The 19,634-nt window shown below is 37.6% G+C and carries 18 protein-coding genes and 2 riboswitches; of the genes, 11 read left to right on the plus strand and 7 right to left on the minus strand.

Features of this window, described 5'->3' with window-relative positions; genetic code table 11:
• Positions 1-31: 31 nt before the first annotated feature.
• From nuoB to P0Y49_08420, 3 genes are read right to left on the minus strand one after another with little or no spacing between them, the layout of a single operon-like run.
• Complete coding sequence (gene nuoB, locus P0Y49_08410) at positions 32-670, minus strand: NADH-quinone oxidoreductase subunit NuoB (protein ID WEK21161.1); 639 nt, start codon at positions 668-670, stop codon at positions 32-34.
• Position 671: 1 nt separating this feature from the next.
• Complete coding sequence (locus tag P0Y49_08415) at positions 672-1,100, minus strand: NADH-quinone oxidoreductase subunit A (protein ID WEK21162.1); 429 nt, start codon at positions 1,098-1,100, stop codon at positions 672-674.
• A 2-nt stretch (positions 1,101-1,102) separates the two neighbouring features.
• On the minus strand, positions 1,103-1,543 hold the full coding sequence (locus P0Y49_08420) for a CBS domain-containing protein (protein WEK21163.1): 441 nt from the start codon (positions 1,541-1,543) through the stop codon (positions 1,103-1,105).
• Positions 1,544-1,669: 126 nt separating this feature from the next.
• On the opposite strand from P0Y49_08420, the gene P0Y49_08425 reads away from it, so the two are divergent.
• On the plus strand, positions 1,670-2,551 hold the full coding sequence (locus P0Y49_08425) for a polyphosphate kinase 2 family protein (GenBank protein ID WEK21164.1): 882 nt from the start codon (positions 1,670-1,672) through the stop codon (positions 2,549-2,551).
• Positions 2,552-2,571: 20 nt separating this feature from the next.
• On the opposite strand, the gene P0Y49_08430 is transcribed toward P0Y49_08425, so the two are convergent.
• A complete protein-coding gene (locus P0Y49_08430; GenBank protein ID WEK21165.1) occupies positions 2,572-3,783 on the minus strand; it encodes a serine hydrolase in 1,212 nt (403 codons plus the stop codon).
• Between the two features lie 45 nt (positions 3,784-3,828).
• Positions 3,829-4,036, plus strand: a riboswitch (cobalamin riboswitch).
• 108 nt (positions 4,037-4,144) lie between these two features.
• On the opposite strand from P0Y49_08430, the gene P0Y49_08435 reads away from it, so the two are divergent.
• The 6 genes from P0Y49_08435 (at position 4,145) to P0Y49_08460 (ending at position 12,349) form a co-directional block, all read left to right on the plus strand.
• Positions 4,145-6,016, plus strand: coding sequence for a TonB-dependent receptor (locus P0Y49_08435; protein WEK21166.1), 1,872 nt, complete (start codon positions 4,145-4,147; stop codon positions 6,014-6,016).
• Between the two features lie 100 nt (positions 6,017-6,116).
• Positions 6,117-6,322: riboswitch (cobalamin riboswitch) on the plus strand.
• Between the two features lie 94 nt (positions 6,323-6,416).
• Positions 6,417-8,477 (plus strand): TonB-dependent receptor plug domain-containing protein, encoded by a 2,061-nt coding sequence (locus P0Y49_08440; protein WEK21167.1) that lies wholly within the window; start codon positions 6,417-6,419, stop codon positions 8,475-8,477.
• Complete coding sequence (locus P0Y49_08445; GenBank protein WEK21168.1) at positions 8,477-9,616, plus strand: YncE family protein; 1,140 nt, start codon at positions 8,477-8,479, stop codon at positions 9,614-9,616. Before P0Y49_08440 ends, P0Y49_08445 begins: the two co-directional genes overlap by 1 nt.
• A 19-nt stretch (positions 9,617-9,635) precedes the next feature.
• Positions 9,636-10,613 carry a PKD domain-containing protein gene (locus tag P0Y49_08450; GenBank protein WEK21169.1) on the plus strand — a complete coding sequence of 326 codons (978 nt, stop codon included), beginning with the start codon at positions 9,636-9,638 and terminating at the stop codon, positions 10,611-10,613.
• 22 nt (positions 10,614-10,635) lie between these two features.
• Positions 10,636-11,733: a DUF5074 domain-containing protein gene (locus tag P0Y49_08455; protein WEK21170.1), complete on the plus strand. Its 1,098-nt coding sequence runs from the start codon at positions 10,636-10,638 to the stop codon at positions 11,731-11,733.
• Positions 11,734-11,779: 46 nt separating this feature from the next.
• The gene (locus tag P0Y49_08460; protein ID WEK21171.1) at positions 11,780-12,349 is read left to right on the plus strand and encodes a hypothetical protein; all 570 of its coding nucleotides are present in this window, start codon (positions 11,780-11,782) and stop codon (positions 12,347-12,349) included.
• Positions 12,350-12,426: 77 nt separating this feature from the next.
• On the opposite strand, the gene P0Y49_08465 is transcribed toward P0Y49_08460, so the two are convergent.
• A complete protein-coding gene (locus P0Y49_08465; protein ID WEK21172.1) occupies positions 12,427-13,326 on the minus strand; it encodes an Rpn family recombination-promoting nuclease/putative transposase in 900 nt (299 codons plus the stop codon).
• Positions 13,327-13,533: 207 nt separating this feature from the next.
• Positions 13,534-13,809, minus strand: a complete 276-nt coding sequence (locus tag P0Y49_08470; protein ID WEK21173.1) for a hypothetical protein — start codon at positions 13,807-13,809, stop codon at positions 13,534-13,536.
• Between the two features lie 775 nt (positions 13,810-14,584).
• Between P0Y49_08470 and P0Y49_08475 the strand changes: the two genes are divergently transcribed.
• Genes P0Y49_08475 through P0Y49_08490 form a run of 4 tightly spaced genes read left to right on the plus strand, consistent with a single transcriptional unit; the run spans position 14,585 to position 19,319 of the window.
• Positions 14,585-15,979, plus strand: coding sequence for a TolC family protein (locus tag P0Y49_08475; protein WEK21174.1), 1,395 nt, complete (start codon positions 14,585-14,587; stop codon positions 15,977-15,979).
• 46 nt (positions 15,980-16,025) lie between these two features.
• Positions 16,026-17,012 (plus strand): efflux RND transporter periplasmic adaptor subunit, encoded by a 987-nt coding sequence (locus P0Y49_08480; GenBank protein ID WEK21175.1) that lies wholly within the window; start codon positions 16,026-16,028, stop codon positions 17,010-17,012.
• Positions 17,012-18,196, plus strand: a complete 1,185-nt coding sequence (locus P0Y49_08485; protein WEK21176.1) for an ABC transporter permease — start codon at positions 17,012-17,014, stop codon at positions 18,194-18,196. The genes P0Y49_08480 and P0Y49_08485 overlap by 1 nt, the downstream gene beginning before the upstream one ends.
• Positions 18,165-19,319: an ABC transporter permease gene (locus tag P0Y49_08490; GenBank protein ID WEK21177.1), complete on the plus strand. Its 1,155-nt coding sequence runs from the start codon at positions 18,165-18,167 to the stop codon at positions 19,317-19,319. Before P0Y49_08485 ends, P0Y49_08490 begins: the two co-directional genes overlap by 32 nt.
• Here P0Y49_08490 and P0Y49_08495 read toward each other — a convergent pair.
• A complete protein-coding gene (locus tag P0Y49_08495) occupies positions 19,305-19,589 on the minus strand; it encodes a hypothetical protein (protein ID WEK21178.1) in 285 nt (94 codons plus the stop codon). The two genes, P0Y49_08490 and P0Y49_08495, sit on opposite strands and share 15 nt — an antisense overlap.
• Positions 19,590-19,634: the final 45 nt, after the last annotated feature.

Genomic DNA, 19,634 nt, shown 5'->3' on the forward strand with positions numbered 1-19,634 from the left:
CTAACTATTATTGCATTGCTTTAAATCATTTTTAAATTTGATCAGGTGTACGAAAATCAGTCATCTTTTTCCGCTCCTCCCTTTTTTCTTCCTTTATTGATCGTTGTTCGGGTTTTATCACACCCTGTGGACCAATTGCCCAGCTTAAAGGTCTTTGTTCTTTTCCCACCGAGTCTGCAAGCAACATTAGTCCCTGCATAAAAGCATCTGGTCGTGGTGGGCATCCCGGTACATAAACATCCACAGGCAAAAACTTATCTACCCCCTGTACAACGCTGTAAATATCATACATGCCTCCCGAGTTGGCGCAAGACCCCATAGAGATTATCCATTTTGGTTCCATCATTTGTTCATGTAGGCGTTTAATAATGGGGGCCATTTTTATAAAAACAGTTCCGGCAATCACCATTACATCAGCTTCACGTGGAGTTCCGCGGATTACCTCAGCTCCAAAGCGGGCTATGTCATATTTACTGGTAAGGCTAGTCGCCATTTCTACAAAACAGCAGGAGAGGCCAAAGTTGAAAGGCCATATAGAGTTTTTTCTGCCCCATGCCAACAAATCCTGAACGGTAGTCAACATCACGCTTTGCTGTACGGATTCTTCAAAAGAACCGGTGCCTTTAAGGGTGTTTACGGGTTTATCCGGATTACTCAGCCACCATTTCATATTACAGATTTTTTAGAATTTGTTTTTTATAAGCTTTCAGAATTTTCTTGCCATTTGGTCCAAAGTCTAAAGCTCCTAAGCTCCATTCATATATTAATACAGCAAAGAGTAAACCAATGAAAACACAAATGCTGAGGTAGCCTGCCCATCCTAATTCTTTAAAAGTTAAGGCCCATAACACGATAAATACAGCTTCAACATCAAAAATGACAAACATCATGGCCACCAAATAGAACTGTGCAGAAAAGTGTAATCGTGCCGAGCCAGTTTCTAATATGCCGGATTCGTAAGGTTGTCCGGTGGACTTGTCCTTGTGACGCTGCCCCAGGAAATAAGAAATGGAAATAATAAGGGTCATTAAGATCAAGACAAGAGCCGCGTAGAGCACAAATGGCCATGAAGGTACACCGGGTATATTTGAACTATTCATGATTATACGCTGCCGCTACCTGTAATATAGTGCTCGAGATTTCCGATGATGAATTTCTGCTCATCGATGATGAATTTCACTACGTCACCAATAGAAACAATACCAGTTAATTTATTATTGTCAATTACGGGCAAATGCCGGGTGAATTTGTTAGTCATTAGCCACATACATTCCTCTATGGTTGTATCAGAAGATACAACGACCGGGTTTTCGGTCATAATTTCTTTAACCGGAATTTCTTTGGAAGATTTTCCCTTTAAGATAACCTTTCGGGCATAATCCCTTTCTGTAAAAATTCCGATGAATTTCTCTTGTTCCATTACTAAGAGGGCTCCAATGTTCTTCTCAAACATTAACTCCAGGGCCTCAAAAACAGTAGTATCAGGGCTTACAAAAATAACGGGATTGGTTTTCCCTTGTAAGACATTTCTAACTTTACCCATAACTAAACTCCTTTCTAATCATGGATTTATGCTCAAATCCATAAATTGTTGTCATATTAGCGTTTAAACAATCGAATCTTATAATTGTTAGTTGGTAAGTGTTATTATTCAGCAGAAAATTATACCATGAAGAAAGAGATAGAAGAATATTTAATTAGTCCGGGAAAGAAGGTTTCACTAAGTGATTATCCAACACAATATAAAGGGCCTAAAGACAAAGAAAATGCTGTGCTGGAGCTGGTCGATCTTAAAGAAGAACTCGATGCGCTTCAGGAAAAGTTGTATGCAGCAGATTCATATTCTGTCTTGATTCTGTTTCAGGCGATGGATGCAGCGGGGAAGGACAGTACAATACAGCATGTGATGTCGGGCTTAAATCCTCAGGGTTGCCAGGTATTCACTTTTAAAACGCCTACCTCAGAAGAATATAAACACGATTTTTTATGGCGTCATTATAAAGCTTTGCCGGAAAGGGGGCGGATAGGTATTCATAATCGGTCTCATTATGAAAATGTATTAGTTTGCAAAGTACATCCAGAATATGTGTTGAATGAAAAGCTTCCAGGTTATAGTAGTGTTAAAAAAATTGATAATGATTTTTGGAAGAAACGGTACGAAAGCATTAGGAATTTTGAACAGCACATTCATGACAATGGAACTGTTATTGTGAAAATATTTCTACATCTTTCCAAAGAAGAGCAGCGCCAACGTTTTCTGGATAGAATTGATGATCCGGTTAAGAACTGGAAGTTTTCTTCGGCTGATATCGCTGAGCGGGCTTTATGGAAAGATTATATGAAAGCCTATGAAGAGGCCATAACAGAAACTTCTACTAAGGGAGCTCCATGGTATATTATACCTGCTGATAAGAAATGGTATGCACGTCTAGCTATAAGTAAGATTTTGGTGGACACATTTAAAGATTTAGACCTTAAATTTCCGGTACTGCCTAAATCCGAGATGCAGAAGTTGGGCGAAATTAAGCAGCAGTTGCTAAACGAAAAGTAGGCCGTTATTATGGCCTACACTTATTTTGTATGCTTTGTTTCGAGCTCGCGGTCATATATCAGTTTTCCTATATTCTTCATAAAAGGATAGCATACCGTATCATACTCATATTTTCCGTCGTTATAAATTCCATCTTCATTGGATTGAACTACCGCTGTTAAAAAGAACTCTATTTTGTGTTTACTGTCTTTGAAATAGGCATTGTCTATAATAAAACCGTAAGAGTCTCCATATTTATTGAATATTTTCAGGTCCGGGTTCAATACCGCATCTTTTTCCCGACCGTAATACAGCATTTTGGCATAGGTTGGCCAAAATTCCCTGGGGTCATATGCCGGATAATCGCTTTCCGTTGGCAGTTTGCTCATATAAGTATAAATAAGCTGGTAATTGGCAGGAGTTAAGTTAAAGCGTTCTTTAACAGGAAATGCTTCAGGATAGATTAGCTTTTTCATCATGGCCTGCTGGTCTGTGATGCTGAAAGCATTCTTATTGGACAGATTAAAGGGCTTGTTTACCAGTTTTTCGGCGCTATCAATGTATCCAATGCCCATCAGTGTATTGGATAATTTTAATGGATATTCTTTAGGATCATATTGTACAGTTTGTGTGTATACGAGTTGCTCGCCATTGTAAAATTTTATTGGATTGGTGTGTTTTGCGGGTTCACCTGAATCGCCAATGGCTAATCTATTGAGTATCCTACTGTTATTATAGCCATATTTTTTAAGTTTGCTATTGATCTCTGCGCGACCGATGAATTCATATAAGCGGTTAAAGGCATCGTTATCACTGGTTAACAATATTTTTTTTACGTATTGTTCTACGGATGGTAGTCCGTTTTTAGCCGTTTTATCAACGAGTACTTTAGTTTGACCGGTTTCTGCACTATCGGTAATCATGATACTGGCAGCGGTAAGTCCTTTTATTTTAAGTTCGTTTATTTTCTCCAGCGCAAAGATTACGGCTGCCAGCTTTACTGTGCTGGCAGGATAAAAATAACGGTGATCATCTAAATTATAGCTATACGATTTAAAACTAATCTTATTTTTTAAGTCTCTGTTTACCTGAGTGTACAAAACTTGTATCTGATTTTTTTGTAGATGGTTTAAAACACTTGAAAACAGCTCAGGGTGTTGATTCATGAGCTGTTTTATCAATACGGTATCGGTTTTTTGAGCCATAGTATTCAGGCTGATCATAAGTAATAAAGCGAAAATTGTTTTGTTCATTGTTGTGGTGTTAATACCGATAAATATAAGTAATAAAAAATTGATTACATTCGCCTCGCTTTTGGTTCCCGATAGGAATTAACTTATCTGGATTAAAAGGGAATACGGTGTAACTCCGTAACTGTCCCGCAGCTGTAAGCTCTATAACGGTGTTCAAATCGAAGCCACTTTTCTAAACCTTAACGGGGGAAGGATGGGAAGGCAGGATATCCGGGAGTAAGTCAGAAGACCTGCCATAAGTAATAATATTTCATAGCTTTCGGGGATTGAAGCTAGGGGTGAGTGCTTATTTATTGTATTTCATTTCCTTAATCTATCTGTTTGCTGTGGGTAAAAAGCGCACAAACAAAAACAATATAAAATGAAAATTAATAATAAACTATTAATTGCAATGAGTGCCAGTTTTAGCCTGCTTGGTGTTACTGGTAACTTGCGTGCTCAGGAAGCGATCGACCTCAACAATGTAGTTATTTCGGCAACTAAAAATGATCAGAAGCAATCGCAGACTGGTAAGGTCGTTACGATTATAGGTAGGGATGTATTGGATCGGAGTCAGGGTAAAAGTCTGGTTGAACTTTTGAACGAACAAGCAGGCCTTATAGTGGGAGGCGCAACGGCTAATGCAGGTTTAAATAAGAGCTTGTTTTTTAGGGGAGCAGGTAGTTCTTATGCAGTTGTTTTGATCGATGGTATTCTGGCAAGTAATCCGGCAGGTTCCGGAAGTGCATTTGATCTACGAATGGTCGCTATAGATCAGATTGATCATATTGAGATTTTAAAAGGTGGACAATCTACTATTTATGGTTCCGATGCCGTTGCTGGTGTGATTAATATAGTAACAAAAAAAGGTAAGGATGCCGGAAATAGTGTGTATGGTGTAGCTAGTTATGGTACTTATAATACCTATAAAGGTACAATTGGCATGAGTGCTAATGTGGATAAATTTTCTTACAATATCGCATATACGCAAGGTAAAACTGATGGTTTCTCTGAAGCAGCTGAACCTGTTGGCAATACAATTCCATTTGAAAAGGATGGTAATAAAACAGCTGCAGTTAATGCAAACTTCTCTTTACAAGCAGCTGATAATTTTAGTATTAGCCCCTTTTTGCGTTATTTTTATGGACACTATGATTTTGATGCAGGACCATTTGAAGATAATGCAACCAATAATTCCAAGATCAAGCATTTTAATGGCGGGGTAAGTTCAAAATATAATTTTGGAACCGGTAAACTGAATTTGAATTATAGTTATGAAACATCTTCAATATGGGCTCTCAATCAATACGGATCAAGCCTTGGTGAAGGTAAGTTAAATCTTATTGATTTGTTTTATAATCAAAAGCTAGGCAATAAGGTTGATGTTTTATTGGGCCTCGACAATAGAGCTACAAGTTCAAGAACAAATTCAGGAGCAAGTGTATCCACAAACTTATTTAGTACTTATGCATCGGTATTTGCACATGATTTAAGCATTTTTAATATTGAAATTGGTGGACGTTACAATAAACATAAACAATATGGTGAAAATTATACTTACAACATTACTCCATCTATCAATATAATTAAACAAATTAAGCTTTTTGGTACCATTTCTACTGCGTTTAAGACACCTACCTTGGAGAATTTATTTGGACTATATGGTGCTAACTTAAATCTTAAACCTGAGACTTCTAAAAACTATGAAGCAGGTATTAATTTTAGCCTGGCTGATAATAAATATGCTTTGCGTATTTCCGGTTTTAAAAGAGATTTAAATGATGCAATTGTATACGGAAATGTTGGTTATGTAAATCAGGCGCATCAGACAGCGAAGGGTATAGAGATCGAACCAATGGTTAAATTTGGCGCTTTTAATATCAATGGTTATTATGCCTATGTTGAAGGGACAGAGTTTAATTTTGTTACCAATGAGGTTTCTGATTATCTATTGCGTAGACCAAAACATATTTTTGGTATTAATGCAGGTATTCAGGCTACTAAAAACCTTTACCTGAGTTCTTTCTTTAAGTATAATGGTAGTCGGTCAGATGCTAATTTTAACGATTATGTAATTGTAAATCTTCCAGCTTACAAATTGTTAAACTTCTATGGTGAATATACTTTGATTAAAAGACATGTGAAGTTATTTGCAGATTTGAAGAATGTTTTGAATGAGAAATATACTGAGTTTTATGGCTACAACAGCATGGGCTTTAATATGAACGCCGGTGTAAGTTTTACCATTAAATAGAACATTTACGTTAATAGCTTATTTATTGTAAAGCCTCCTTCTACCTCAGAGCAGAAGGAGGCTTTTTGTTATAATTGTTGGCAGGTAGCTTTATATTAATTACCTTAGCAACGCTTTTGGTTCCAGATAGGATTAACTTATCTGGATTAAAAGGGAATACGGTGTAATTCCGTAACTGTCCCGCAGCTGTAAGCTCTATAACGGTATTCAAATCGAAGCCACTTTTCTAAACCTTAACAGGGGAAGGATGGGAAGGCAGGATACCGGGAGTAAGTCAGAAGACCTGCCATTCGCTTTATGATTTCATAGCTTTCGGGGATTGAAGCTAGGAGTGAGTGCTTATTTATTGTAATTCATTTCCTTAATCTAACTGTTTGCTGTGGGTAATACTCACATCAAAATGATAAGAAACAGATGTGCCTGTAGGGGCGTAAATTGTGCTTTATTAACTTTTTTGGCCGTTTTTTGGTCTTACCTTTTTATGCCTGGAAATTTGCTGGCACAAACGGTTGATACCAGGGCTTTAAAGTCAGACTCGTTAAATAAAGTAAACCAGCTTAAAGAAGTACAGATCAGCAGGATAAAGATTACACGACGGCAGACTTCCTCCACGCCTTTGCAGATCTTATCAGGAACAGAGCTGGAACGGTTAAACAGTTTGTCTGTTGCTGATGCAGTTCGTTTTTTCTCTGGTGTACAGCTAAAGGATTATGGCGGCATTGGGGGCTTAAAGACCATCAACGTAAGAAGTATGGGAACCAATCATACTGCTGTATTTTATGATGGCGTACAGTTGGGTAATGCCCAGAATGGGCAGGTTGATCTTGGAAAGTTTTCTTTGGATAACATTGAAGAAATAGAACTTTATAATGGCCAGAAGAGCTCAATCTTTCAATCGGCCAAAGGTTTTGCATCGGGGAGTTCATTATATCTTAATGCAAAGCAGCCTGTTTTTGAAAAGGGGCAGTCTGATCATTTAACAGCAACGCTTAAAAGTGGTTCGTTTGGCTTAATTAATCCTTCTGTACGCTGGCAAAAGAAAGTAAACGATAAGGTTTACAGTTCAATAAGTGCTGAATATAAAAATGCAAATGGGAGATATAAATTCCACGATACAAATGGTGCATACGATACTACATTGGTCAGGAAAAATGGAGATATAGAAACCATGCGCTTGGAGGGGGGCGTGTACGGTAAATTGGCAGATAGCAGTGTATGGAGTGCTAAGGTTTATTTTTATCATGATGAGCAGGGCTTGCCGGGGGCAATAGTTAATAATGTATATGACTTTACCCAGCGGTTATGGAACCGGAACTTTTTTGTTCAGGGTAACTATAAAAAAGAAGCGGGCAGGTATAATTTAATGGCATCCGTAAAATATGCGAATGATTATTCCAGGTATCTGGACCCCAATATTGTTAAGGATGAAGGGTTAACCAACAATATTTACAAACAGCAGGAATTTTATGTGACCTTATCTAACCGATATAAAATCAATTCTTTATGGGATGTTGTTTTGTCCGCAGATTATCAGCGCAATACTTTAGATGCCAATTTGTATCGTTTCCCATATCCTACAAGACAAACTGTTCTTATTGCATTGGCTACCGAAATTCATTTAAACCGATTAAATATTCAGGCCAATTTATTGGGTACCCTGGTAAATGATGAAGTAAAACAATATTACTCGGCGGGTGATAAAAGTGAGCTTACCCCAACTGTAATGGCTTCCTGGCAACCTTTTAGTTCAAAGGAATTTCGTTTACGTTCATTTTACAAGCACATTTTCAGGATGCCTACTTTTAATGATCTGTATTATACATTTGTTGGCAGCACTTTTCTGAAGCCCGAATATACTCAGCAGCATGATGTTGGGTTTACCTACATAAAGCTATTTGAAAATAGGTGGTTGAATCAGATCAGTATCCAATCTGATGTTTACTACAATAAGGTAAAGGATAAGATTGTAGCCGTTCCAGGGGCAAACCTGTTTAGATGGAGTATGCAGAATTTAGGCCGGGTAGAAATAAAGGGATTGGATGTGAATGCACAATCTGTCTGGAAAATTGCTGATGACGTAAGGGCAAATGTAGGGCTCACCTACACTTATCAACAGGCACTTAATGTAACTAATGTAACGTTAAACTATAGAAATCAAATTCCTTATACACCGGTTCACAGTGGTTCTGTTATTGGAGGGCTTGACTGGCGAAACCTGGGTATGAATTACAGTTATATTTATACCGGAGAAAGGTACGATCAGAGTGCAAATATTGCTGCCAACTATGTGCAACCCTGGTATACACATGATATTGCATGTCACTACCATAAATCTATTGGCGATAAAAATATCAGGCTTGCTGCGGAAATAAATAACCTGTTTGACCAGAATTATGCTGTGATTACCAATTTCCCAATGCCCGGCAGGTCATATCGTTTCACCTTATCTTATTCCTATTAATGATGAAAAAAAGAACGCTATATAGCTTATGTTCAGTTCTGTTAAGTGTCGTCTTATTTGCAGCCTGCAGAAAGGATTTGAACCCTGTAAAGGAGGAGGTACAACAGATCCCAGCTGATCCATCTAGTATTATAAAAGGTTTTTACCTGGTTAATGAGGGGAATATGAATATGAACAAAGCTTCGTTGGACTACCTTGATTTTAGAACGGGGATATACCGCAGCAATATTTATGGGAAAGCGAACCCGGAAGTGGTAAAGGGTCTGGGCGATGTAGGGAATGATATTGCTGTATATGGTTCTAAGCTATATGTAGTGGTAAACATATCTAATAAGGTAGAGGTGTTGGATGTTAAAACCGGAAAGAAGATTAAGCAGATTGAGGTGATCAACTGCCGTTACATTACATTTCGTAATGGGAAAGCGTATGTAAGCGCTTATCTGGGGACTGTGGGTGATCCTAATGCGCCTCGTGGCATTGTGGCGCAGATAGATACTGTTACCTTAAAAGAAGAGAAAAGGGTTGATGTAGGGCGGCAACCTGAAGAAATGGCTATTGTAGGCGACAAATTATACGTAGCTAATTCTGGTGGATATAGTCCGCCAAATTATGAGCGGACGGTTTCTGTAATAGATCTGAATACTTTTCAAGTTGTTAAAAATATTGATGTAGGGATTAATCTACATCGTCTAAAGGCTGATCGGTATGGAGATCTGTATGTGACCTCAAGAGGGGATTATTATGATATCCCTTCTAAACTTTTTGTGATTGATACCAAGACAGAAACGATCAAGAAAACCTTTGATATTGCGGTAAGTAACCTGACTATTGATGATGATCAGGCTTATTTCTATAGTACAGAATTTAGCTATATAACAGGAAGTAATACCATTAGCTATGGCATTTTGAATGTAAAAGACGAGGTTATTACTGCTAAGCAATTTATTACTGATGGCACCGATAAAAACATCATTATTCCATATGGTATTGCGGTAAACCCTTTTACAAAAGATGTATTTGTTACGGATGCTAAAGACTATGTTTCTCCGGGTAGGCTTTATTGTTTTGGTGCCAATGGACGAATGAAATGGTCCGTTAAAACAGGAGATATTCCTGCACACTTCGCATTTATTTATTAATCACATATAAAGTTTAAAAATGAATTTTAACAACAACAATCTAAATTTGAAATGGGCATTTGCAATGCTTATTGCCTTTCAAATGTGCGCCAGTTCCTGTAAAAAGGATCGGTTTGAAGAAACCGGATACCAACCAAGACCGGTAACTGCATCAAGCAGCAAGTTTATTAGTAAAATATTTGAGTATGTGCCAGCTCCTGGTCAATTTATTAATGAAGGGCTGGGTAATCCAGAAGCGGCTGAATCACTTGTGGGCAAAGCCAATGAAGGTCTAGTCTCATTAGGGGGATTTGGTGGGTACTTGATTTTTGGTTTTGATCACTCAATTAAAAATGGGGAAGGTGCAGATATAGGCATTTTTGGTAATCCCTTAACCGGTGTAAATGCAGAATGGTCTGAGCCGGGTATAGTAATGGTTATGCAAGATTTGAATAACAATGGATTGCCTGACGACGGTCCCTGGTTTGAACTGGCAGGTAGTGAATACCATAAGGCTGAAACCATTAAAAATTACAAGATCACTTATTATAATCCTAAAAATGCAACTGATGATATCAGATGGACTGATAATCAAGGTAAGGAAGGCCATGTGTTACGGAATAGGTTCCATAGTAAACAATATTATCCGCTTTGGATTAAAGATCAGGAGCAGATCTCTTTTACCGGAACCCTGTTAAAAAGTACCTTGTTTGATGGTCCTATTATTACAAGTAAACCATTTGAATGGGGATATTCTGATAGTGGGTCTCAAGATTATAAGGCATTAATGGAAAGTACGGGGAAAGCTTATAACTCCTTTGACATTTCCTGGGCTGTTGATGATAAAGGAAAGCCAGTTGTGTTGGATCATATCGACTTTGTGAAAGTATACACTGGACAGAATTCGAATGGAAATCCATACGAACCGGATAGAAGTAATCCAAGAGCAAGGTATCTGGGAGAGGTTTCGACTGAGGTTGGGGGAGCGATTGACATTAGCTTATATCTAAAGAAATAATTTACTTTAACTAAACAAATAAATGAATATTAGAAATTTAAAAATTGCAGGACTTGCATTAGTGATCGCAAGTGCCTTAGCCTCGTGTAAAAAAGACCGTAGTATTAAGGAAGAGTTGCCAGTTGCCGGGAAATATGAAAATGGTTTTTTTGTAATTAATGAAGGATGGTTTGGTCATGGCACAGGGTCAGTAAGTTTCTTTGATAATGCATCAGGAACACTAAAGGACAGTGTATTTCAAAAAGAGAATCCAAATAGTCAAGGGTTTATGCCAGCCAGTTCCACCGTTCAGTTTGCCACGGAGTTTAAAAATAACTTATACGTAATAAGTAAGGTTAAAGGGCCTGTTGTAATTGCTGATGCCAAGACACTTAAAGAAGTGGGGCGTATTCCCGGGTCAACTGATTACGATTGGCGTGCTTTTGTTGGTTTAGATGAAGATAGAGGCTTATTAAGTGCTAGCGACGGTATTTATATGATTAATCTTAAAACTTATAAACCTTCATTTAAATTATTAGGTGCTACAGGGCAAACGGGAGATATGCTAAAAGCCGGTAAATACATCTATGTACTTAATCAGTCGGCCGGAGCGATTATTTATAATGCTGATGATCTTACTGTGGTAAAGAAAATAGCTGGGGTTACTTTAGGATTTGCGCAAACACCTAACCAAAAAGTATGGTATACCAAGACAAAATACTTGTACAGCTCTAATCCACTAACGTTAGAAACAGATAGTGTTGAACTTCCATTTACACCTGCAACAACGTGGTCTACCTGGTTCTCTTCACCAATTATAGCATCAACCAAAGATAATACTGTGTTTTTATTGAAATCACCAAGCTTTGGTGGTGGCAAAGAATTGTATAAATATACGGAAGGCAACAAAACGACTTTAGAAAAGCCTTTTATTACTACTCCTGATAAACAATCGTTTTATAAAAAGAACCTAGGTTATAATCCGCAAACCAATCAGCTTGTTACTACTACTGTTCAGGATGGTTATGGTGTAAATTATGCAGTTAATAATATCTATTTTTATGATGCAGGAACAGGGCAGTTGATCAAGCAAATCCCTTATAGTGGTTATTATTTTCCTGCAATGTTTGTATTCCATTAAAATTCCATATAAATAATATAACTTTGTGTTATAAAATTAAATGAATATGTCTGGATCTAGATTTAATCCGAGTACGGTAATTCTGTTATTGATTGTTGTACTTGTAAGTGTCTTCCGCGTAGCGGCGCCTTACTCTGATAATTTTAAAGATATAGCCAATTTTTCGGCAGTTGGTGCTATTGCCTTGTTTGGCGGTGCGTACTTCAATAGTTCTGTCAAGGCATTTGGTTTTCCTTTATTGGTATTGTTGTTAAGCGATATTTTTATTGCTCAAACATCGGGATATGGTTTCTTTTACCCGGGATGGTATTGGACATATATTGCTTTTATTTTGATGGTTTTTGCCAGTAAGCAATTGCTTAACAAGGTAAATGTTCAAAATTTAGTATTGTCAACAATTGTGGTAGTGCTAATCCATTGGGTTATTTCTGATATTAGTGCAATGTACATACCTGGATTGTACCCACCTACATTGGCAGGTTTTGGTGCTTGTTTAATAGCGGCAATTCCTTTCGAATTGAAGTTTTTATATGGAACGTTGGTTTATGGAGCGGTAATGTTTGGTGTAATGGCTATGTATCCCAGCTTTAGTTTTAAAAAGAGTGTAAATGCTTAAAATAGATATAACATTTAATGTATTTATAGGCTACCTTTTAAGGTAGCCTTTTTTGTTTAGGAGCGGATAATTTTCAACTACAAGGACTCTATTTGCTCAATAGTGAGCCCGGTCGTCTCAGAGATAATACTTAAAGAAATATTTACGGCTTTTAATTTGAGTGCCACTTCTCGGCAACCCTCTTCGCGACCCTCTTGGCGCCCTTCGTCTTTCACATACTCCATCGCATTATAATTATCGCGATGTATTTTCAATCTTTGCTGATATTCGTTCATCTCTTCTGGGGTTAAGTTGCCAACTTCTGCAATTTCAAATACCTTGTCATATTCTCCCTTGCCTATCAAAGATAGCGGAATTTCGGATAGTTCTTTTAGGTTATTTAAGATATAAAGCCACTCTTCAAGTTCATTTTCCAATTCCTCTTCTAGTTTTTTAAATTTAGGCGTCTCTATAAAAATATATGCCAATTTTGGATAAAACTCTCGGTTCGTATTGATTTCCATTAGCCTAACATCATGGATAAAATGATCCGGGTGGCTGTCATCGAATTTAAAATTCATGATCGCAACAAAATATATTTCAGGAATCATGTAATCCCAATTTGCAATTACACCAACTCCTTGTTCCTGAATCAAATTTGACGTATAGAAAATACTTCGGTCTTTAAAGTTTTTAACTTTTGCTTTCTGCATTTCTACAATAAACTGTTCTCCCTTGTCACCGGTACAATATAGATCAAACACCGTTTTTCTATAAGCGCTACCTGAACCTTTATATTGCGTATCATTATACTGAATATCAATGATTACTTTCCTGCCTTTTAACACTTGATTTAGAAAACTGATTAAAAAACTCTTGTTGGGAGCTTTGCCAAAAATGTGTTTAAATCCGAAGTCAGAATAAGGATCAATAAAGCGTGGAAATTTATCCTTGTTTAGTGAATCGATCAATCTTGTGCTATCTGTTTCTTCGCTCATTTTTCCGCGGCCATTTCAGCAAACGTAATTAGATAATTACTGATAAACCTTGGTTAGATGAAATTTGGTTGAAAATGCTGTTTTATTGAATTTAGCCAAAGTAAATTTGCTATGTAGACACTCCACATTCCCCCTATAGGTTCACTAGAGCTAAAGAGGGAGTGAACCTGTAGGGGAGCTGTTTCAAACTTGTGCTTTAGATCAATCTTAAACTGGTTTTTTTAGTTCATCATTAAAAATACTGCTTGCTAAGATCAAGATATGGAGGCTTTCATAGAACGCGATATGATTACAGCGTTCGGGATTGGTGAACTCATCATTTTCCCTAAAAAAGCCGTGCAAAGACATTTGTCTAAGTTGATCAAGACTTTCGTCGAGTGTGAAATTTTCAAAAAAAGACTTAATTACATTGTTAGCAAAAGCATAAAGCTCCGCTTTAGTGCCCGAAGGTCTTTTGTGAAGGTAATGTTCGTAAGGATACATATGCTCATTTTTTTAAGTTTCAAAAAATGAGTCCCGATTGAGATTTACAGAAACTATAGCATTATTGTGTAAAACGAAGATGCCTATAGCGAGCTCTAAATACCGCGTTTACGGGCTTCTGACGGCCTTGCCAAACGGATTTACAATAGAGCCCATAATACTATAGTGCACCTTCAAATGTACAATAATATTTATTATGGGCATTAATCTATTGTCTCTTTGGCAACATTGTCAGAATTTGTAAACCGAGACTCTGAATTAATACCTCATTTAAGAAGTAAGTTACGTCATTGTTGTTTTTTTATTTCATTGGCTATCTTTTTTATGTGGTTACTACCTGGAACTAAAGTCTATTGTAATATAATCAATGTAATTTAAAAACACAACATTTTCCTATTAAATTATCTGTGTGTTATTTAATGAAAATATTGTTCTATAATAAAAGATTTTGATTGTTCTGTTCTAAAGATCTATAGCCATAGTTTTTGTTCCCAAAAAATACACTTCCTCACACCTTGTTCACACCTCCTTCACACAAAACCCACAAAAGGGTACCTTTTTGTGAAGGAAGTGTGTCTAATGTGTGAATTATGTGAGGAGAAGTCCTCTACTGATTTTAAAACCTTTCATTGTTTTTATTGTTGTTTTTAATGTTAGCGTTGCTTAGCATCTTTTATAGCTCTGTATGATTAAAACTTTACCCACTGGTCTTAACGCAAAGAAACTAGATAACCTTTTGGGTTATTTCTTATTTTGCTGTTTATCCCTTTTTTGTTTGAATTTGAACGCGCAATCAACAAGCTTGCAGGATTGTTTTAACCTGGCCGTTCAGCACAATATTACCTTACGACAAGCGCGTTCGGCTTTATTATCTGGTCAGTATAATTTGCAGGCTGAGAAAAAGAGCTACTTGCCTAAGGTAGATTTATTGTCAAGTTATAGCTATCTGAGTAGTCCGCTTACCATAAATCTGCAGGCTGTTAAGGATGGTGTTGTTAATGGCTCTTCATTACAAAGTGTAAATGCGGCAAATGAGGTGTTTAAGGAGATTACTGGTAATGACCTTTCTCAGGCTACACAAGATAAAATTTTTAACGCTTCTAAGAATATCATCGGCTCCATTTATCCGAATTACAATCCTGAATTGAGTAAGCAATCTTATTTCGTTGCGGGTTTAGGGATAAGGCAGCCCATTTTTTTAGGTAATAAGCTAGATGCTGCAACTAACCTGGCTCAGTCTCTGGTAAATACTGCGAGTATTAATGTAAATGTGGTAAATAAGGAAGTCGATTTTTTAATTTCTCTCCAATACCTGCGCATTTTATACCTGAATACAGTTTTAAATAACCAACAGCTTATCCTTAATGCATTAGAAAAGAATAAAAATTATGCAGATGAGCTGGTTAAAAATCAAATATTGGCCCCTTATCAAAAGAGCTGGACTCATGTAGTGCTGATGCAGGCAAATGCACGCTTTAACAGTATTAAATTAGATAAGCAAAATGCTCATGTTGAGCTAAATAAACTGCTTGGAGTTGCTTTGGATTCTAATGTGGTGATTACTGATACTTTAAAGTATGTAACGGTCAACCCGGCTATGCCTCAAGGAAATTTTTGGACTGACAATCCCATTTATCAACTTGCAGGAAGTAAAATTTCGTATGCTAAGACAGCAGAAAAGATCAGCAAGTCATTTGCGCTCCCTAATATTTTTGCTATTGGTAATTATAATTTATATCAGCGTGACCTGCCTGTAACCATACCTGATTGGTTTGTGGGGGTTGAGTTACAGTGGAGTTTGTTTAATGGACAAACTCATAAGCGTACGTTGGCAACAAAGCAGTTGGTTGAAGAAGCTAAATTAGGGGAAGAGAATGCTGCATTGGCACTACAGGTATTGTCGAAGGTTTCAAGAAATAAAATGACTTCTCTTCAGAATGAAGTAATGGTAATGGATAACGCCAGAAAAGAGGCGCAAACTACAACAGGTTTAATCACTAAACGGATGGAGAATCAGCTTTCTTCGCCAAAGGATGTAAACGATGCGATTTTAATAGAGGAGGAAATTGATAAAGCCTATCAGGCAGCAGTTTTGGGTTATTATCTGGCACTTGCTGAATATTTTAACAGCTTAGGAAATCCTAAACAAATCTCTCAGTTTATAAAATAAATAGGCGATGGTAAGGGCGAGAAAAACGAATATAAAAGATACGCAAATGAATAAAATTATAAAAAACTATTGGGCACTGCTAATACCAATTTTGGTGGTGGTAGTTGCTTTATTCTTCTTCCTATCGGGTAATAAAGAAGAAGATAACTTAATAGGCATGGTCGACGCTTCGAGTGTAGATGTTGCAGCAGAGTTTCCAGGTCGACTGGATTCTTTATTAGTTGATCAGGGTGATACAGTTAAAGCAGGGCAATTACTTGCTGTTTTGCGATCGAATGAGATTGACGCGATTAAATCGCAAGCTTTAGCGGCAATAGATGCAGCAAAAGGTCAACAAGAATTGTTAACACAGGGTGCAAGACCTGAGCTTATTGAAGCAACTTCAAAGCTTTATCAGATCAGTGAGGAGCAATATAAATTGTTTAATACTACTTATCAACGTATGGAACGTTTGTATAATGCCGATGTAATTTCGGGACAGGAAAAGGATGTATTTTATTTCAGGTATCAGGCAGCAAAGAAAGAAATGGAAACTGCTCAATTGAACTTGCAAATGCTTAAAAATGGCACGCGACCTGAGATCCTTAAAACGGCAAATGCAATAGTAAAGCAAGCGGAGAAGGCCTATGAGCTGACTAAAGCATTGGGCGATAATACAAAGGTTTACGCACCTGCAGATGGACTAATATCTAGTTTGGTTACCCATCAGGGCGAGATCGTATCGATAGGATATCCTATGATGACTATCGAAAAGAAAAATTCTTCGGTTTTAAAATTCAATATCCGTCAGGATAAGGCCAGGGATTTGAAAGTCGGGTCGGTGGCAAAAGTTACTGTACCGGGATGTGAGCCCGAAACTTTTGCTGTAAAGGTATCGTCCATTTCGCCTACACTCGAGTTTGCAAATTGGGTACCTGCAAAAGATAAGGGTCAATTTGAATTAAGAACGTTTACAATAGCGTTTAAACCCGAAGATCTTTCGGGCATTAAGGGCTTGCGCTCGGGTATGACAGCTTCATTAATTCTGCCCTAATGCAGGTTGTAGGTCATATCATTTTAAGGGAGTGGAAACGGATATTGAAATTGCCCGTTTTTTACCTGGTTATGCTGGTTATTCCCAGTTTGTTGTTTTCATTTTATGCATTGATTTATCAGAAAAAGGATGCGAAACATTTGGCTTTTGCGATTTGGGATGATGATAAGTCGGCCATAAGCCGGCAGCTTACTTTCTTGTTGGAGCAGCGAGAAACACTTCGGATTACCAGAAGCGTAAACAGCGAGGCAGAAGTAAAGGACTTGATTCAAAAGGGAGAGATACTGGGGGCGCTGCACTTTCCCATAAATATGCAGAAAGATATCTATAGCAGGCATCCGGCTAATGTAACGCTTTATACGAATGCGGCATCATTAGTGCCTGCAAAATTGGTGTATAAAGCCGTTGCTGAAGTAATTATTATGGGAAGCTCAGGTGTGGTACTGCAAAAGTTAGTGAAGACCGGGATGAAACCCGACCGGGCAATGGCATTGGCAAATCCAATTAAGCTTAATTCTTATCAATTGTACAATTCTAACTACAATTACCAGGAGTATCTTGTTCCTGGATTGATCACTGTGGGTATTCAGATGATTATCATCATCAGTAGCATGTTGGCGCTAAATTATGAGTGGAAAACGAATACCATGCAGGAATTATTTGAGCTATCCAAAGGGTCGGCGTTATTGGTGATCACTGGAAAAACTATAGCTCATCTTGCGGCTAGCTGGGTTAATTTCTTTTTAATTGCTTTTATCATTTTTCCGGTATTTGGAATTGGGGTTTCGGAGGCCACCGGCAAATTCTTTGTGATGTATACTTTGTTGTCTGTTGCTTGTCTGGGCATTGGCATGTTTATTTCAGCCTTATTTAAGGATGTGATGTTGTCGGGGGATACAGCCTTATTTTACACTTCTCCGGCATTTGTTTTTAGCGGGTTTACCTTCCCAAGATGGGCAATGCCATGGTACGATCAGTATTATGCTACCATTATGCCTTATACACCTTTTTTGGATGCCTTTTTTAAGGTTTATTACATGAATTTACCTATACGTTATGCGCAGACAGATATTTATAAACTGCTTTTGTTTTGTGCCGTTATGTTTCCAACAGCGGTGATATTATTTCAGCGTCAATTTAATACGAGTAAAAATGAGCAGGAAGTCCAAACCGTCGCTATTTAAGCTTTTCCTAAGAGAAGCATCACTGGTAGCAAAGGACCATAGTCTGCTGCTTACCCTGCTCATTGCCCCGTTGTTATATGCTTTTTTTTATGGTAGTATTTACATCAATAAAGAAGAAGAGAATGTAAAGCTGGCGGTTGTAGATGATGACCAGTCGCGGTTATCCCGGTTATTACAACAAAATATTAATAATTCACCTATGGTCGAGTTGATCCATTTCTCGAATCTGGAAGAAGCAAAGGAACACATGTACCAAGGTGATTGCCAAGGTTATTTTTATATCCCTGAAGGAACGGAAAGCAATTTGTTGACACTTAAACAAAGTAATGTAGTACTTGCAGTAAATGCTGCAAGGTTTTTGCCTTCCAGTGATTTATTGATGAGCGTTCAGCAAATATGCCTTACTATTGGAGCTGGAGTAAGGCTACAATATTTTGAAAAGAGCGAAGGTTTAAGCACTGCCATGGCTATGCAAAACGTAATGCCTATTAATTTAGATTACAGACCTTTGTTTAATGAAAGATCGAGTTATGGTGCTTTTTTACTGCCGGCGTTGCTGGCATTAATACTCCAGCAAACATTGCTGATTGGTTTGTCAGAAAGTGTGGCAGGGGAGCGGCAGCATACAACGATTAAGGAATGGCTTGGTGGGGGCGTATCTACTGCGATATGGGGCAAGGGCTTGTTTTACCTTATTGTTTTTGGATCCTATGGTTTCTTTTTCCTAAATGTAAATTTTAGACTATTAGGTTTGCCTATGCGCGGCAGTGGTTTTCAGTTAGGAATATTGTTATTTGTGCTCTTGCTTACACTTATTCCAATGGCGCAATTTATTGGCTCATTGTTTAAAAGCCAACTACTGTGTTTACAGGTGATGGCATTTTCAACTTATCCAATATTCTTAATTACTGGATATACCTGGCCATTTGAATCACTTCCCGTAATTGTACAATGGGTATCGATGCTGTTGCCAACAACGCCATTTATTAAAATATATACTGCTATTGTGCAATCGGGGGCGAGCTTATCAACTCAGATAGGACCTATGTTGCATTTATTGCTGTTGTGGTTGTTTTATAGCAGCGTTTGCTACCTCAGGTTTGGAAAACTAAATGCCTCTTAATACCGCTGAGATCTCGTCGCCGATATCAGCTACTGTATCTTCACATAAAACGATATCTAGCCATTCTGCTTCTAAATCAGGTTTATATAGAGGGAGGTCGCTGGGTAAGATTTCTTCATCCGGAACCTGTTCCCATAGTTCACCATCCGGGTCCATTCTAACAGCTCCAAGAATCCCACCAAAATAAATTACTAAATAGTCTTTTTTAGAGGTAGGTAATATGGTTAACGTTACTTCATGTTCGCCAAAACCGACTCTTATATTGAACATTTTCATGAATTATACAACATTCAATAAAAGGGTTTTGTTTTTATT

The organism is Candidatus Pedobacter colombiensis (genome assembly GCA_029202485.1).
In the GTDB taxonomy this organism is placed as follows: domain Bacteria; phylum Bacteroidota; class Bacteroidia; order Sphingobacteriales; family Sphingobacteriaceae; genus Pedobacter; species Pedobacter colombiensis.